Here is a 16766-nt window from a genome sequence, read left to right on the forward strand (position 1 = left end):
ACTCAAGAGACCCACCAAGGAAGCTCCTCGATACCCATGGAACAATCGCGACTGAGCGAAGACGCACCCCGATCCGATCACGATCGCTCGCGCCCGCACGTGAGCGTGATCGTTCCCGTCTACAACGTTCAGGAGTACCTGGCCGACTGCCTCGACTCCCTGCTCGGCCAGACGCTCGACAGCCTGGAGATCATCGCTGTCGACGACGGTTCGACCGACGACTCGAGTCGCATACTCGCCGAGTATGCGAGCGCGCACCCCGACCGCATTCGCTCGTTCACCAAGCCGAATGGCGGGCTCAGCGACGCCCGCAACTTCGGAATTGGCCGTGCTCGCGGTGAGTACATCGGCTTCGTCGACAGCGATGACTGGGTCGACGCCGAGATGTTCGAAGCCATGTACGAGCGGGCCATCGAAACCGACTCGGAAGCGGTGGTGTGCGGTGCTCGGCTGCACATGTACCAAGACGACGTCGAGGTCGAAGACGCCGCACGCAACATCGACCTCCGCGGGTCGATCTCCAACTTCGGCAACAGCGTCACGCAGAATCCGCACATCTTGTTCTCGAGCCATTCGTACGCCTGCACGAAGCTCTTCCATCGCCGACTCTTCGACGAGTGGGGATTCGAGTTCCCGATCGGGCAATGGTTCGAGGATTCGGCCCTGATCTACAACATCATGTACGCGGCCAACCGGGTGAGCTGTCTGCAAGACAACTTCTACCACTACCGCTTCAACCGATCGGGAGCGATCACCACGACGCTGTCACCGAAGATCTTCGACATCTTCAAGTCGTGCGACAGCATTCTCGACTTCTATCGAGACAAGAAGATCGGTCATCCGAGGATCGATCACGTGCTCGAACAGTTGGTGCGCACCCACATCATCGGCCGCTACCAACTCTTCTTGGAGAACACCGACAAGGGCTACCAGCAGCCGAAACTGACATGGGCCGAGAAGCGCCTCTCGTGGGCCTTCGTTCGGCGAGCCTTCCAGTACCTCGACACCGAGTTTCCGGGCTGGAAGGCCCGCTACAAGTACAAGTCGGCGGGTGCAGGTGTCCCGGTCTGGTGGCGGGCACGCAAGAGCCTCCCATTGATGTTCGTCCTGATCTTCGTGCCGCAGGTCGGTCTGTCGTCGTTTCGCCGTTTGCTCCTCAAGGCGCGCAAGACGCAACGCAAGGCCACCAAGCTGTTTGCGTCGCCCGCAACGAGAAAGCAACGAAAGGTCGCGGCGGGCAAAGAGGAAGCGAAGCTCGTCAAGAAGCGAAAGGGGCTGCAGAAGCACGGTTTCGAGGTGCTCGATCGCCTCGACGCCTCGTTCCAGAAGGCCGGCGTCTCCTACTTCGCCGACTTCGGAACGCTGCTCGGCTTCGTCCGCGATGGCGGCTTCATGCGGCACGATCTCGATCTCGACATCGGAGCATTCGCCGACGACGACGAGAAGCTCGATGTGTACGCAGCACTACTCGATGCAGGATTCGTTCACTATCGGACGTATCTGTTCGAGGAGCGCGTGGTCGAGTATTCGTTCCACAGCCTCGACGAGTACGGACAGAAGAGCGTCAAGTTCGACATCAACTTCTACGAGAACGTCGACGGCAAGTCACGCTGCTGGTTGTTCCACTACCTCCCGGACGCGGGCCTGCCGTTGCGTGCCCGATTCGCGACGGAGATGAACTACAGCCAGATCGTCGGCACCGAGATGCTCGAGGTGCAGGGCCACGAGGTGCCGGTCCCGAAGGACTACGAACGATTGCTGACCGAGAAGTACGGCCCGTCGTGGAGAACTCCCGACCCGTCGTGGGTGTACTGGGATTCGCCGGCCGCCACTCCCCTCGAGCCGCTCGGTCGCTACGTCACCCACTACCAGATGCCTGCGCACCGGATTCCGGACCTCCAAGCCGAGCAACTCAAGGTGCTCGAGGCCTTCGAACACGTGTGCAAGGAGCATGGCTTCCGCTTCTACCTCGCCGAAGGCACCTTGCTCGGAGCGGTGCGGCATCAGGGCTACATCCCGTGGGACGACGACATCGACGTGTCGATGCCACGTGATGACTACGAGCGACTGCTCGCACTGCCATCCGATGCGTGGCCGACCGGGTATGGCATGTGGAACCACGTGACCGACCCGAACTATCACCTGCCGTTCTCCAAGGTGGTCGCCCGTGCGCACAACGGGTTCCGGAACACGTTCCCCCCGACCGTGGAGCACCAGTTCTCCGGGCCGAGAATGGACATCTTCCCGCTCGATCGCGTCGCCCACGCGCACAGCCCCGAGCAGGACGCTGTCGCCAAGCAGATTCGCGTGCTCCGCAATGCCATGCTCGTCAAGGCGGGCTACCCGGGCAAGAAGAAGACCGCAGCGATGCCGGCAGGACTCGAGTTCATCCCGATGACCGTGTTCCAGGACTGGATCCGGTCGCTTGCGACACTGAGCAACGACGACCCGGAAGCCACGTACCTCGTCAACTGGTCGAGTTCGTACAGCCACCTCAAGCAGACCTTCGCCGAGGACTGGTACGGCGAACCGTCGATGGTGCAGTTCGAAGGCAAGCCGCGTCCGTGTCCTCAGAAGTCCGAGCGCATCCTCACCACGATCTACGGCGACTACATGGAGCTCCCGCCCGAGGATGAGCGGCAGAACGCTTCTCACTACATGATCTGCGACAAGTGGGCGTAGTCGATCCAGCGAGCTGACCCACCCGCTGACCGCGTCTCGTGCCTCAGCGGGCTCTGATGATCTGATTCGCCGTCTCGAGATCGCTCTCGAAGTCGACCTCGATGCAGAACGCCTCCGACACATCGGCGGCGAGAACACTGCGTCCCATCTGGTGAATCATCATCTCGACACCCCGTTCGAAGTAGTCGTTCGGGTCGCACTCCCGCAGGCTCTCGATGAGCGCGTGTTTGTCCGAGGCACTCACGAAGTTCACCCCGACCGCCTCGCCCAGGCCGTCGACGACGGTCTTCGACAATTCGGTGATGTGGCCGTCGTCGTTCGTGCGGTACTTCACCTCCTCGTCGCCCACCTCCGCTCGGTTCACGGCGACGAAGGTCGTCTCTGCGTCGAGGTGTGGGTCGAGCAACGCCATGAGGGTCTCGTCGAAGACGACGTCTCCGTTCATCCACAGCACCGGGTCGTCGCCGGTCGCTTCGAGACCACGCAAGAGACTCTTGCTCGTGTTCGTCTGATCGAAGCGCTGGTTGTAGACGTACGACGCTTCGGGAAACGCCTCCATGATGAGGTCTTTCTTGAATCCGACGACGATCGTCGGCCGCCACACCGTCGAGTGTCCACCGAGGACAGCGAGCTGCTGTTCGAGAATCGATCGCCCGGAAGCGAGTCGTGTCAGCGGCTTCGGTTCGGGACGCCCGAGACGGGAACCCATTCCTGCGGCCAAGATCACGACATGCACCACGACAGGGTAACCACACGCCGAGTGCGAGTCGGCTTCGGCTCGGACGACGAACGCCCCCAGGACCGCTAGCCTTCCAGGGTCGATTTCCAACAAAGGATTGCAATGCCAGAACGCCCCACCGTATACGTCGGAATGAGCGCAGACCTCATCCACCCCGGTCACATCAACGTGCTCGAACAGGCTGCTCAGCACGGCAGCGTGACCGTCGGGCTGTTGACGGATTCGGCGGTCGCGTCGTACAAGCGGCTCCCCCACATGACCTACGACCAACGGCGCGTCGTGGTCGAGAACCTCAAGACCGTCGATCGGGTCGTCCCGCAGGAAACCCTCGACTACGTGCCGAACCTCGAGAGCTTGCGTCCCGACATCGTCGTGCACGGCGACGACTGGCAGACCGGCGTGCAGCGGGCGACGCGCCAGCGTGTCATCGACGCACTCGCCCAGTGGGGCGGCAAGCTCGTCGAGGTCCCCTACACCGAGGGCATCTCGTCGACGCAGCTCAACGCGTCGGTCAAGCAGATCGGCACCACCCCGAGCGTTCGACTCTCCCGACTGCGCCGGTTGATCGACAGCAAAGACATCGTACGCATCATGGAAGCCCACTCCGGGCTCTCCGGGCTCGTCGTCGAGAACACCAAGGCGGAGCGAGATGGGCGCACCGTCGAGTTCGACGGCATGTGGTCGTCGTCGCTCACCGACTCGACCTCGCGCGGCAAGCCCGACATCGAGGCGGTCGACATCTCGTCGCGCCTCCAGACGATCAACGAGATCTTCGAAGTCACCACCAAGCCGCTCATCTTCGATGGCGACACCGGTGGCAAGCCCGAGCACTTCTCGTTCACCGTCCGCTCGCTCGAGCGACTCGGTGTGTCTGCCGTCATCATCGAAGACAAAGAGGGCCTCAAGCGCAACTCGCTCTTCGGCAACGACGTCGCCCAGACGCAGTCGAGCATCGCCGACTTCTCGGAGCGGTTGCGCATCGGCAAGCTGGCGCAGATCACCGAAGACTTCATGGTGATCGCCCGCATCGAATCGTTGATCCTCGAAGCCGGGATGGCTGACGCCGTCGAGCGGGCCGAGGCCTACATCGACGCCGGCGCCGACGCGATCATGATCCACAGCCGCCAGAAGAGCCCCGACGAGATCTTCGAGTTCTGCGACCATGCAGCGAAGTTCTCCAAGTCGGTGCCGATCGTGGCCGTGCCGACGAGTTACCACCAGGTGACCGAGCAAGAGCTCGCCGATCGCGGCGTCAACGTCGTGATCTACGCGAACCACATGCTCCGTTCGGCGTACCCGCAGATGAACAAGGTGGCGACCACCGTGCTCGAGAACAGCCGCGCGCTCGAGGCCGACCCGTACCTCTCCAGCATCAACGAGGTACTCACCATCATTCCGGAAAACCACTCGTGACCAAGCTGGGTGCGTTCGTTCGCGAGAACGAGCGGCCCGGCCGGCGCGTCGCGGAGCTCACGTTCGACGCCGTCGTCCGGCCTCGAGTCGCGGCGGGAGTGCTGTTGCCGCGTCTCGAAGCCCGGGCCCGTGCGGCCGGGGCGTCGGAGGCGCTGCTGGCCCGGGCGGCGCAGCTGACCGAGACGCTGGGCGTCCGCTCGTCGATCGCGACCTACCGCCTGTTGGCCGCTGTCGCCTCCGGGAACAAGTCGGCGATGACGCCGTTGCTCAACAAGTTCCAACCCGACATCCCCGACCAGCTGATGTGGGATGCGCTCGAACTCGGTGGCTACGACGTGGAGCAAGTTCGACACGACGACGCTGCCGATCTCGTCGCCTTCTTCGAGCCCGAGATCCGCCGAGGATTCGTCAACGACGGCTTCTCGCAGGTCTTCGAATGGTTGCTGACCAATCAGCGCGTGCCGAGCGAGTCACCGGCACTGCGGCCCCTGCTCGAGGCGCTGGTGACCAGCGCGGTCGAGCGACGCGAGCAGACAGAGGCAGAGAATCAACTGTTCAGCGACGCGACGCTGCGCGCCGTCGCCGCCGATCTGTTCGCTCAGGAAGGCCCACCATCGTGCTTCCTGTCGGGAGCGTCGTTGCTCGCCGCCGCCCACCCCGACGTGGAGCGCGCTCGCTTCGGCAACATCGAGTTCTCCACCTTCGGCGGAGTCGATGGCCTCGTCGCCGGCCTTCCGTCGGCGTTCACCCTCGTCAGCCGTCGCGGCGACCACGTCGTGGTCCGGCACACACCGACCGATGCGCTCGCCACGGTGGTGTGCTGCCGGGTCGACGGTGGCAGGTTGTCGCACGGTGACGGCCGCTACACCCGCTGGTACACGCCGTTCGAGGTGGCAGCACACGACTTCGGCATCGGGACGTTTCCGGGCCCGAGCGACACCGACCGATATCTCGACGAGCGGTTCGGTCAGTGGCGGACGGCGCCGTTCTTCTACGACGCGGTGCTCGATGCCCCGAACACGACGATCGACCGATCGCTCGACGGACTCCTATACGTGTACTCGAAGATGCGCGACACGTTCGCGACCGGCCGTCGGCACTACGCGGACGAGTGGTCGGCGATCATGCGCGACCGGTTCGGCATCGAGTACTCCAACTTCGTTCCGCGAGGTGTGCCGAGGAAAGTGCTCGCCACGCCACTCACCGAGCGAGAAGTCGATGGACGTCCTATTCATCTCGTCGTCGCAGCGTTCGACGCCGTCGACGCCCAGTTCATCACGTGGCTCGACGAGCAGACGAGCGATGGTGTATTCGTCGTTGCGGGTGTCGTCGGGCATCGGCTCGACGGTGACGCGAACGAGCGACTCGCACTCGCCAATTCACTCGCGTCCGTCGATCACGCCACACTCATCGAGACGCCCGACGATCTCGCCGAACCGATCCCAGGATTCGCAGTCGCGACGACCACGGTGCACGCCTCCATCGAGATGCCGGTGAAACGATGAGCACGAACCCGATCACCGTCGTCACCCGATCGCTGCGCTCCCCCGCCGCTCGGCTCGCGCAACTCGACGTGCCGGAGCCGCTCTCGTCGCACGTGTCGAGCGTCGAGTCGAGACATGGAGTCGAGAGCGTCGAAGCGTACGTACGGTTCTTCGAGCAGCTTCTCGACCGCGCTCCCCTTCCGACCTATGCCGAGGTCGACATCGTTGCGCTCCTCGAATCCGACGAGCAGCGTGACGCGCTCGCTGCGTTGATCAAGCGAGCGATCCCGTCAGCTGACTCGTTCGATGATCTCGAGACCATGAACGCGATGCTTTTCCGGCTCGCTGGTCTCGGCTGCGACGATGCCGCCGTCGTCGAGTTCGTACACGCCGGGATGCAGCACACGCTCAACGAGCGGACCGGCACCTTCCAGAGCCGCGAAAAACACTTCAACTACCACGATGCGCGCGACGCGCTGCTCGGCTGCAAGCGGATCTTCGACGCTGCGGGAAAGCGCTTCTTCCTCGATCGAGGAACGCTGCTCGGGTGTGTTCGCGAAGGCGGCTTCATCGCGAGTGACTACGACATCGACGTCGGGATCTTCGCCGACGAGATCACGCTCGACGAGGTGAAAACACTCTTCGAGGGCACCGAGTTCGAGTTGACGCAGGACTTCGAGTTCAAGGTCGGCGTCGCCAGTCCGACCGGCGTGCAGATCGACTTCTTCCTGACCACCCGCGAACGCGGCTACTTCCTGTCGAAGGGTTTCCGAAGCATCCACAATTGGTACTTCACGCCCTTCGAGCTGATGGAGTACCCGTTCTTGGGCGAGCGCTTCCTCATCCCCGCCACCTACGAGAAGCACCTCGACGAGAACTACGGCAACTGGCGCGACCCGGCGATCTTCTACGACCTGTCGTACAACGAGCCGTGCGTCGCCTACGGACGAGGACCCGAGGCGATATCGTACCTGTCGAAGCGGCTCGCACGTGCGCTGCGCCGTGGTTGGCGTTACTACAGCGCGGCGGCGGCCAACGCCCTGGCCCGCTCGTTCGATCTCGACGTGACCGATCGTCTGCCGGTCGGGGTCGCGCCCACCGTCGCACCGATCGACGAGCCTGCGTGGGCACCACGCCCGATCATCGTCGTCGACGAGTTCGACTCGTATGGTCCTCGCCAGCGTCGTGTCATCGAGTCGGCCCTGAGCCTGACCCCCGATGTGCGACTCGCCGTGATCGGGTCCGACATGAACGACCGGCTGACGGTTGCTGGTGCGATCGACCGGGTCACCTCCGCGTCGGGCGCCCCGGTCGCGAGCAATCAGCGACTCGACGTCGATGCGCTCCTTGCCGACGGGCCACAGGCGATCGTGCTTGCTCGTCATCTCGACACCATGTTGTCGTCGACCGATGTCGGCGCACTGCTCGCCGCTGGATGCGACGTGGCCTTCTTCGACGAGTCGACGGTCGCGCTCGGCATCGTCGACGGGCGTATCGTCGCCAGAAGTGGCGACGTCATCGACGAGCCGAACATCTCAGCGCGCTGAGACGACCGACGAAAACACCACCACCACGGAGAACGAACATGATCAACCCGCGCAACGTCGTCGAGCACCTCAGGGGTCTCGGAACTTCACTGTTCGTCGGCGTGCCCGACAGCCTGCTGAAGCCGTTCGGTCAGTACGTGATGGCCGAGTTGCCGCGAAGCAGCCACATCATCACCTCGAACGAGGGCGCCTCGGTGGCTGTTGCTCTCGGTCACTACATGCGCACGAAAAATCCGGCGTTGGTGTACCTCCAGAACTCGGGTATCGGCAACACGGTCAACCCGCTGCTGTCGCTGGCTGATCGCGCCGTCTACGGCATTCCGATGATCCTCATGGTGGGCTGGCGCGGACAGCCGGGTGTGAAGGACGAACCGCAGCACGTCACGCAGGGTCGGGTCATGACAGCCATGCTCGATGCGATGGAGCTTCCCTATGCGGTGGTTCCCCACGACGAGGCCGGGGCTCTTGCTGCGTTCACCACCGCCCACGAGACGGCGATCGCCGAACAGTCGCCGTATGTGCTCCTCGTCGAGAAGGACACGTTCGAGCTCTACAGCGGCACGAAGGGCAACGACGCCACGCCCGACCTCCCCTCTCGCGAGGAGGCCGTTGCTGCGCTGCTCGACGTCGTTGCCGACGATGCACTCATCGTGTCGACCACCGGCATGCTCAGCCGCGAACTCTTCGAGTTGCGCGAGAAGAGCGGTGCCGACGGAGCGTCCGACTTCCTGACCGTCGGAGGCATGGGCCACGCCAGTGCCATCGCTCTCGGGGTGGCGGCTGCCGAACCCGACCGGGAGGTGTGGTGCTTCGATGGCGACGGTGCCATGTTGATGCACACGGGAACGATGGCGACCATCGGCGACCACGGCACGCCGAACCTGCGCCATGCGCTGTTCAACAACGGAGTGCACGACAGCGTCGGCGGCCAGCCGACGTCGATCAACGTCGTCGACATCCCGGCGGTCGCCCTGGCGATGAACTACCGCTCTGCGCAGACTGCGTCGTCGCTCGCCGACCTTCCGGCCATCGCTTCGACCATGAGCGCCGCCGGTGGACCCTCGCTGGTCGAACTACTCGTCCGTCCTGGCAGCCGTCCGGATCTCGGGCGGCCGACTCGCACGCCTCGCGAGTCACGCGATCGCTTCATGGGGGCCTGAGCGTGGCAGACGTCCCGCCCCCGAGCCGCCATCACTCCGGCGAGCACGCGTTGGCCCGGCTCGCCGACGAGTTGATCGACGCGGGGACCGTACGTGTCCTGCTCGTCACCGGGCGCCGTTCGTTCACCGAGTCGGGCGCCGAGTCTCAGGTCGCTCGGCTGGCCGAGCACGCCGACGTCCGCCGGTGGAGTGACGTCTCCCCCAACACCGATTCGGTCGAACTGCTCACCGGGCTCGAGATCGTCGAGGAGTTCCAGCCCGACTACATCCTCGGTGTCGGCGGCGGCAGCGTCATGGACATGGCGAAGCTGCTGTGCGCATATCCGTCGAATCTCGCTCACGATGCGCTCCTCGAGCGCATCGACGCCGGAAGCCCGCTCGGTGAGCGGACAGTCGGATTGGGCCTCGCTCCGACCACCAGCGGTTCCGGGAGCGAAGCGACGCACTTCGCCGTTGTCTACATCGGCGACGCGAAGTACTCCGTTGCCGGCCCCGTGCTGCGAGCAGACACCGTCGCTCTCGATCCGACGTTCACCACGAGCGGTAGCGCTCACCAGCGGGCCACGTCGGGCATGGACGCCGTCTGTCAGGCGATCGAGAGTCGATGGGCCTCGGGCGCCACCCGTCGCAGCCGTCGCTACGCCGACTTCGCGATGGAGCTCCTCCTCCCGTCGATCCGCCCGTTCGTCGCCGGTGATGACGCTCACGCGGCAGCCATGCAGCTCGGCAGCCACCTCGCGGGACGAGCGATCGACATCTCGAAGACGACCGCTGCACATGCGCTGTCGTACGCCATCACCAAGCGGTACGGGGTCGACCACGGAAACGCTGCGGCGCTCACGCTGGGTCACTTCATCGAGGACCACGTGACGGTTGACGGCTCAAGACTTCAAGATTCCGTGTCGATGCAAGACCATGGCGAATCGTTGCAACGGATCACTGCGCTGCTCGGCGCCCCCGATGGAGCCGGAGCTCGCGCTGCGTTCATCGAACTCCTCGATGACCTCGGGTTGCCGTTCAACCTCTCGATGGTCGGCGATGTCGATGACGCCGACCTCGCCGACATGGCCGCATCGGTCAACGTTCAGCGCCTCGGGAACAACCCGGTGGTGTACGACACCGATGGCCTCGTCGACATCTTGCAGCGCGCGGTTCGCGCTCACCACTGACCCTGGCGCGACCACCATCGCAGCCGTCGGCGTGGTCAAATGACTGTTGCCATGAAGCGACCCCTCGGCATCTTCGCCGCGCTCGGTGCAGCCGTCTCGTTGTTCGGCCCGATGAATTCGATCGACGCTGCCACGACGACGACGGAGGTCGTGAAGATCGCCGACGGTGACACCTTCGACGCCGAAGTGTTCGGCGAGGTCCAACGAGTCCGAATGCTGGGGATCAACTCGACCGAGACCGGCGAATGCCACGCCGAGGCCGCGAAGGTGTGGCTCAAGGAGCGCATCGAGGGCCGAGACGTCGAACTCACGGCGAAGGACCCGAGCGTCACGTTGAACTTCGGACGACCGGCACGATTCGTCGACCTCGACGGCGACGACATCGGAGCCGAGATGCTCGAACTGGGCCTCGTCACCCCCTACCCCCACCCGACCGAGAACGCCCGCAACGCCAAGTACCTCGATCTCGCTGCCGAAGCGAAGTCGAAGGGCATCGGCGTGTGGGATGACGACGCCTGCGGCAGTGGGCCTGCTCAAGACTCCGGCGTCAACCTCCACGTTCGGTGGGACGCCGAGGAAGACGACTCGAAGAACGTCAACGGCGAGTGGATCGACGTCTACAACCCGTCGAACGAGCCGCTCGATCTGGCCGGATGGCGTGTGCGTGATTCATCGACACGCTTCTACGACTTCGCTCGAGGGACGACGGTCCAGCCTGGCGCCTACGTTCGCCTCCACATCGGCCGAGGGACCGACAACGCGGTCCACAAGTACTGGAACATGGACCACCCGATCTTCGACAACGATCTCGGCGAATCTGTCTATCTCTTCGACCCCGACGGCGACATTCGCGACAGTTTCGCCTACCGGTGCCGACTCGACTGCGTCAACCGGTACACCGACCTGACGCTCGGCATGAACGCCGACGCTGCGGGCGATGACAACACGAACATCAACGGCGAGTGGATCGATCTGATCAACAACGGTGATCGTCGAATCAAGCTGTACGGCACCTACATCGAGACCTTTCCGTATGCATACCACTTCGAGCCTCATCACTCGATCGGGGCGAACAGCGTGCTGCGCATCTACGTCGGACGCGGCACGAACAGCGGCCAGACGCTCTACATGAACAAGACTGCGCCGATTCTGACAAATGCCGGCGAGACGGTCACCCTGAAACGCAAGGACGGACTGGTGCTCGAGAAGCTGGTCTGGCCGGTGCCGTTCGTGTCGTGCACCGTGACGCCAGGACCGCCCGCTCCCCCGAGCGACCCGGTCGACGGGTCGGTCAGCGGGGTGCGTGGTGGAGCCGCCGCGACGGTCGGAGCCGAACGGCTCGGCACCATCTGCGAATGAGTCGGTTCGATCAGCACCGGAGGCGTTCGGCGGAGCGCCTCCCGCCCGTTCGCAACGTGCGCGCTGCTGTCCGTGGTCAGTTGCGGCCGACGCCGTCGTAGCCGAGACCGGCGGACTTGACGGCGAACGGGTCGAACAGGTTGCGCATGTCGACCACGGTCGTACCTGCCCCGGCACGCGCCGCGACCTGATCGAGATCGACCTTCGCGAACTCGGGCCACTCGGTGAACACACAGATCACATCAGCACCATCAGCAACATCGATCAACTCCTTGGTCAACTCGATGCCGTCGAGCGTCGATTCCTGATGCGGCGACAACTCACCACACGTCGTCGGATCGAACGCCCGCACACGAGCACCAGCGCGGCGCAGATCCGCAATGATCGCCATCGCCGGCGACTCACGCAGATCGTCGGTGCCGGCCTTGAACGTCAAGCCCATCGCACCGACCGTCACACCCGACAGATTCGAATGATGACGACCAACCGCTTTCGCGACCTTGTCGATCATCCGACCACGCTGCTCGGTGTTCACGTCGATGACACCCTTCATCATCGAGAAGTTGTAGCCGTGCTCCTCGGCGATCTTCACCAACGCACGCGAATCCTTCGGGAAACACGAACCACCCCAACCCGGGCCCGGCTTCAAGAACTGACCACCGATACGAGTATCGGAACCAATCCCGTCGACCACCGCAGCAACATCAGCACCAACCGCTTCACACATCGCCGCAACCGCGTTCACGAACGAGATCTTCATCGCCAAGAACCCGTTCGCCGCGTACTTGATCGTCTCCGCCGACGCCGGATCGGTGATGATGATCGGCGTGTCGATCGAGTCATACAACTCAGCAACCTTCTCCGCCGCACCACGATCCGCCGAACCAATCACCACACGATCAGGCTGCAAGAAATCACGAACCGCAGTGCCCTCACGCAAGAACTCCGGATTCGACACCACGAACACATCATCACGCTGCAACTCACGCTCCACCGCAACCGTCGACCCCACCGGAACCGTCGACTTGTTCACCACCACCGCACCCGGCTTCAAAATCGGAGCGATCTCACGCGCCGCCTGCTGGATGTACGACAAATCCGCACTCCCATCATCACCCTGAGGCGTCGGCACACACAAAAACACGATGTCGGCATCGGTGGCGGCCGCCCGCGACCCCAACACGAACTCCAACCGACCAACACCACGAGCATCGTTCACGATCTGCTCCAGCCCATCCTCCACGATCGGAATGTGACCGTCGTTCAACAGATCGACCTTGCGCTGATCGATGTCACCACACACCACACGATGACCCATGTGCGCAAAACACGCACCCGTCGTGAGACCGACATAACCAGTCCCCACAACCCCCAAACGAATCTCGGTTTCTGGCATCGGAGTTTCGTAACTTCGAGAGCTCCTCGCTGTCGCTGATGCTCTGGACTCGGGTTTCACGCCGCCGAAGCGTACCCGAAGCCCTTCAGCGCTGACGCCGCTTGCACCATGATCTGCCGCAGCGCGAATCGGTCGCTCGAACGGCCGCCGAGAAGCGAGCACTCACCTCTCGCGGTCGCCGACGACCGATTGCGACGAGCGTTATGTGTGCTCCTCGGTCGCTCTCTCGGGAGTTGAGCGCAGGGGTCGCTGGAAACGTCCCCGGGCAAGGTCGCCATCGGCGAGACCCATTTCGAACCCGAGTTCGAACTGCTCGCCCCAACGGCGGGCGATCTCCTGCTCCTCGTCGCGCTGAACGTCGTCGAGGAGGACGACCGCATCGTGGGAAAGGTGCTCCGCCATGAGCGGAACGGCGGGATACCGAGCGAGGGGACCCGTCGCTCCCGGAGGCCCGTCCACCAAAAGGACATCGATCGGACCATCGATGTCGATCGCGGCGAGGTCGTACCATCGATACGAGTCACCGTGCAGCACGTACTCGACCAGGGGTGCGAGAACGACCTCGGCGTAGTCCCCGACGCCATGCCGCCTGAGATCGCGCCTGGTCTTCTCGGCAAACGCAGCATCATGCTCCAGTGCGACCACGCGGCCGCTTCCCTGTTTGGCGAGCGCCAGAGCCACCACGACGGTCGATGAACCACTTCCGGCCTCGACCACCAGTCGCGCCTCGGTCTCGACCACCACTTCCGCGACCGCCAGCGCGGCGGCGGGGGAGAGCGCCCACGAAGCAAACGACGGAAGTGACGACCTGGCACCGAGCAGGGTGTAGAGAGCAACGAGCGCGGCCAGGTCAGCGGTCGACTTTCGTTCGATCTGCTGAGTCCGCTGGGTGATCTGGCGGCTCGTTTCTTCCCTGATCGACGCGATACCGGCCTCGGAGTTTCGCGTGAGCGAGTTCGACTCCGCACGCAACGCTGCGGCATCGGACATCAAAGACGCCTTCAACTCCGCAAATCCCGACTGCAGGGTTTCGATCTCGGTCTTGAGGCCATCGCGTAGGAATGCGTGCTCGTCGTGCAGCGTCCGCGTCGCCTCTCGCTGAAGGCGTACCGAGGCTCTGAGCTGATCGAAGGCCATCACCTTCGACTCGGCGGACGCTGCCCGACGCTCGACCGCCTCCTGCCAGTCGGTGAGTTCTTCCAGCGTCGGTATGACCGAGAGCTCCGTGCGCACAGACGCCGTTTCTGCTCTCACCTTCTTTACACCTCGGTTGACGCTCCCCATGCGCTTCGAGAGCGCAGCGAACTGCTGTGCTCGATCGGCCCGCTCGCGACCCAGCTTGTACGGCAGGAGAACTCCAAGCCACGCAATGAGCACCCAGATGGCGGCACCTTCGAGCCCAGTGGCGGAGAGGATCAGCGATGCGATGAGGGCCGCTGCAGAGATCAGCCCAGTGGGCGACACGTACCACGTCGCAACGCGTCCGATCACTCGCTTCAGGCGTGCAAGGATTCCGTTCATGTCGTTGTCTCCACTACTACTTGCGTATCGGGAAGCGATGATCTGACTAGATCAGCGCATGTGCGTGCCCGCCCCTTCGACAGTTCGGGACTGAGCATGTCGATGTGCGATGGGTCCTCGGTGTTCTCCACCGTCCAGTTTGGATAGAGAGCCGAGACGCGGTCGACGAGGTCTGGTCCGTCACCCGAGACTCTGACGCGTCCTGTCGGAAGCCGAGTTCGCTGAGGATCGGGCGTTCGCACGAATCGGTACTTGCGCGGATCGGCAGCGTCGAGCGACTCCAGTTGCCAGTCGTTCGCGAGGCCTCGGCGCTCGAGCGCACGAGCGACGACGACCGCATGATTCCGGTATTGGGTGGCTCGGTGCTTCCGAGACGTGCTCTGATCGTGAATCCGATATCTGTAGACACGCTCGTCGACATGGATCATCTCGGTCACTTCCGCCATTTTCAGGAACATGTCGTAGTCGACCGCGTTGCGGATGTCCTCGGCAAAGCCATCGGTGCGGTACCAGTCTCGTGCGCGGAACAATCTGAAGTGGTGCACGATCATGCTGTGCATGAGCCTGAAGCGGCAGTACTTCGGAGCCACCCAGCCTTTGCCGATGGTCTTGCCGTCACCATCGATCTTCACGTGCGAGCCGTACGACACTCCGATCCGCGTGTCCCGGAGCATCGGTGCAAGCATCAGCTCCACGGCATCTGGTCGCAGTTCGTCATCTGCGTCGAGTTGGCCGATGAAAGCACCTCGGCACATGCGTACGGCATGGTTGGACGCCGAACCGATGCCACCGTTCGGCTGATCGCCGATACGCACCTGCGGGACACCCGAGAAGTGGTCGTGCAACACCTCCAGGGTGCGGTCGGTCGACCCGTCGTTGACGACGCAGACCTCGAGGTCCCGGACTGTCTGATCCAGTGCGCTCTGCACTGCGGTGACAATCGTGTCCTCAGCGTTGTAGGCCGGGACATAGATCGACACGAGCGGAACGGTATGACCTCCAGCGTTACCTGATTTCCGATACAGGACCGGACAGCGATCGACCAGCACCGGTGTCGTGTTCGTGCGTCCGGCCTCGCGGTCTGTCTCGTTGCGACCACCAGGCGGTTCTTGATGAAGGCCGCATGCGTCCACCACCGGCACGATGTAGAAGCCACGATTCCAGACTCGGAAGCCCCACTCTGCGTCCTCGGCGCCCCAGTCCGTGAAGTCTTCGTCGAACCCGCCAGCGACGTCGAAGAGGCCCTTGGTGAAGGCGATGTTGCCTCCGCAGACCACTCGGAAGGGGTACTTCTCGAACCGGACGTCACCCGTGGCGGCGTAGATCGGCAACCGCCAATCGGTGGTGCGACTGGCCTCGTCCCGACCGGCCTGGGTGTTCGCCGTCTCGATGTCGTGCAACGCCAGCATCGGATTGATCGACCGTCGGGCGGAATCCACGGTCACCGCGTTCGCGTCGACGTAGCGCCGATGGCCGCAGTAGAGCGCGTTGGGGAACGTGACGAGATGACGCGCAAACAGTTCGACCAGTCGCGGGACCGGCGCCATGTCGCAGTCGAGAATGATCACGTTGTCGTGCGTAGCGCTCCTCACGCCCAGATTGCGGACCTCTGCGAGCCGATAGCCATCGTCATCCTGGCGGACGTACTTCACCGCGCCGAAGCGGTTGCTGAAGGTGTCCAGCACCTCGTCGGGCCGGTCGGAACTGCCATCGTCCGCCACGACCACCTCGATCAGGTCGAGCGGGTAGGTCTGATGCAAGAGACACGCCAGCGTGCGGCCGAGCATGACTCGCCGGTTGTACACGGGGATCACGACCGAGATCGGCTCGGATGGCATCGGCCCACTTCGAGCATGACGGATTCGATCCCGGTAGTCGTTCCCGACTGCGGTTGGAGGCTCGATCTTCAGTTCGGGAGGAACGTTGGCCGGACGATCTGGTCGAGCGATCGGTTTTGGCAACTTCACCCTCGGAGCAGGGGTGATTCTGGCGATGCGGTGTCCTTCACGGCGCCGCTTCTCGATGACGAGCTGGCCGGAACACGCTGCTGCAATCGACAGTGCCGCCGCGTGCGCCTCGGCACGGTTGACTCTCGTGACGATGATCTCCGACTTCGATCGCCAGTGATCGGAGAGACCATGAATGTATGGGTCGGTGAGCTTCGGATCGGTGCCGTCGAGCACGATCTGGGTCTCGACGACGCCGCTGCCTCCTGTCGGCTTCATCGACCGGAACGATACTGGATCGGTGACCGGCACGACGCCGGAAGCTTCATGGCTCCAGCCGCTGGCTTCTG

At 63.6% G+C, this 16766-nt stretch carries 11 protein-coding genes; 7 read left to right on the top strand and 4 right to left on the bottom strand.

Annotation, left to right across the window (positions count from 1 at the left end; all coding sequences use genetic code 11):
* Positions 1 to 36: 36 nt before the first annotated feature.
* On the top strand, positions 37 to 2682 hold the full coding sequence (locus YM304_RS22760) for a LicD family protein (protein WP_015442572.1): 2646 nt from the start codon (positions 37 to 39) through the stop codon (positions 2680 to 2682).
* A gap of 43 nt (positions 2683 to 2725) precedes the next feature.
* On the opposite strand, the gene YM304_RS15120 is transcribed toward YM304_RS22760, so the two are convergent.
* Positions 2726 to 3421 (bottom strand): phosphocholine cytidylyltransferase family protein, encoded by a 696-nt coding sequence (locus YM304_RS15120; protein ID WP_015442573.1) that lies wholly within the window; start codon positions 3419 to 3421, stop codon positions 2726 to 2728.
* Between the two features lie 102 nt (positions 3422 to 3523).
* Here YM304_RS15120 and aepX point away from each other — a divergent pair, with 102 nt between their 5' ends.
* The 6 genes from aepX to YM304_RS15150 are packed head-to-tail and all read left to right on the top strand — an operon-like array spanning position 3524 to position 11553.
* A complete protein-coding gene (gene aepX / locus YM304_RS15125; protein ID WP_015442574.1) occupies positions 3524 to 4834 on the top strand; it encodes a phosphoenolpyruvate mutase in 1311 nt (436 codons plus the stop codon).
* Positions 4831 to 6339: a hypothetical protein gene (locus tag YM304_RS15130; protein WP_015442575.1), complete on the top strand. Its 1509-nt coding sequence runs from the start codon at positions 4831 to 4833 to the stop codon at positions 6337 to 6339. Before aepX ends, YM304_RS15130 begins: the two co-directional genes overlap by 4 nt.
* Positions 6336 to 7865: a hypothetical protein gene (locus YM304_RS15135; RefSeq protein ID WP_015442576.1), complete on the top strand. Its 1530-nt coding sequence runs from the start codon at positions 6336 to 6338 to the stop codon at positions 7863 to 7865. Before YM304_RS15130 ends, YM304_RS15135 begins: the two co-directional genes overlap by 4 nt.
* 38 nt (positions 7866 to 7903) lie before the next feature.
* Positions 7904 to 9025 carry a phosphonopyruvate decarboxylase gene (aepY, locus tag YM304_RS15140; RefSeq protein ID WP_015442577.1) on the top strand — a complete coding sequence of 374 codons (1122 nt, stop codon included), beginning with the start codon at positions 7904 to 7906 and terminating at the stop codon, positions 9023 to 9025.
* A 2-nt stretch (positions 9026 to 9027) separates the two neighbouring features.
* Positions 9028 to 10194, top strand: a complete 1167-nt coding sequence (locus YM304_RS15145; protein ID WP_015442578.1) for a phosphonoacetaldehyde reductase — start codon at positions 9028 to 9030, stop codon at positions 10192 to 10194.
* A 51-nt stretch (positions 10195 to 10245) separates the two neighbouring features.
* Positions 10246 to 11553, top strand: a complete 1308-nt coding sequence (locus YM304_RS15150; RefSeq protein WP_041298347.1) for a lamin tail domain-containing protein — start codon at positions 10246 to 10248, stop codon at positions 11551 to 11553.
* 76 nt (positions 11554 to 11629) lie between these two features.
* Here the strand turns inward: YM304_RS15150 and YM304_RS15155 are convergent, their stop codons facing one another.
* The 3 genes from YM304_RS15155 to YM304_RS15165 form a co-directional block, all read right to left on the bottom strand.
* Positions 11630 to 12949 carry a UDP-glucose dehydrogenase family protein gene (locus YM304_RS15155; protein WP_041298348.1) on the bottom strand — a complete coding sequence of 440 codons (1320 nt, stop codon included), beginning with the start codon at positions 12947 to 12949 and terminating at the stop codon, positions 11630 to 11632.
* A 201-nt stretch (positions 12950 to 13150) separates the two neighbouring features.
* A complete protein-coding gene (locus YM304_RS22765; protein ID WP_015442581.1) occupies positions 13151 to 14470 on the bottom strand; it encodes a class I SAM-dependent methyltransferase in 1320 nt (439 codons plus the stop codon).
* Positions 14467 to 16695: a glycosyltransferase family 2 protein gene (locus YM304_RS15165; protein WP_051071454.1), complete on the bottom strand. Its 2229-nt coding sequence runs from the start codon at positions 16693 to 16695 to the stop codon at positions 14467 to 14469. The genes YM304_RS22765 and YM304_RS15165 overlap by 4 nt, the downstream gene beginning before the upstream one ends.
* Between the last annotated feature and the right edge of the window lie 71 nt (positions 16696 to 16766).

Source organism: Ilumatobacter coccineus YM16-304 (genome assembly GCF_000348785.1).
GTDB lineage: Bacteria > Actinomycetota > Acidimicrobiia > Acidimicrobiales > Ilumatobacteraceae > Ilumatobacter_A > Ilumatobacter_A coccineus.

Excerpts from the sequence above, each read along its gene's own strand:
- YM304_RS15165 (WP_051071454.1), bottom strand. The coding sequence starts at position 16,695 with ATGAAGCCGACAGGAGGCAGCGGCGTCGTCGAGACCCAGATCGTGCTC.
- aepX (WP_015442574.1), top strand. The coding sequence starts at position 3,524 with ATGCCAGAACGCCCCACCGTATACGTCGGAATGAGCGCAGACCTCATC.
- YM304_RS22760 (WP_015442572.1), top strand. The coding sequence starts at position 37 with ATGGAACAATCGCGACTGAGCGAAGACGCACCCCGATCCGATCACGAT.
- YM304_RS15135 (WP_015442576.1), top strand. The coding sequence starts at position 6,336 with ATGAGCACGAACCCGATCACCGTCGTCACCCGATCGCTGCGCTCCCCC.
- YM304_RS15155 (WP_041298348.1), bottom strand. The coding sequence starts at position 12,949 with ATGCCAGAAACCGAGATTCGTTTGGGGGTTGTGGGGACTGGTTATGTC.
- YM304_RS15150 (WP_041298347.1), top strand. The coding sequence starts at position 10,246 with ATGAAGCGACCCCTCGGCATCTTCGCCGCGCTCGGTGCAGCCGTCTCG.
- aepY (WP_015442577.1), top strand. The coding sequence starts at position 7,904 with ATGATCAACCCGCGCAACGTCGTCGAGCACCTCAGGGGTCTCGGAACT.
- YM304_RS22765 (WP_015442581.1), bottom strand. The coding sequence starts at position 14,470 with ATGAACGGAATCCTTGCACGCCTGAAGCGAGTGATCGGACGCGTTGCG.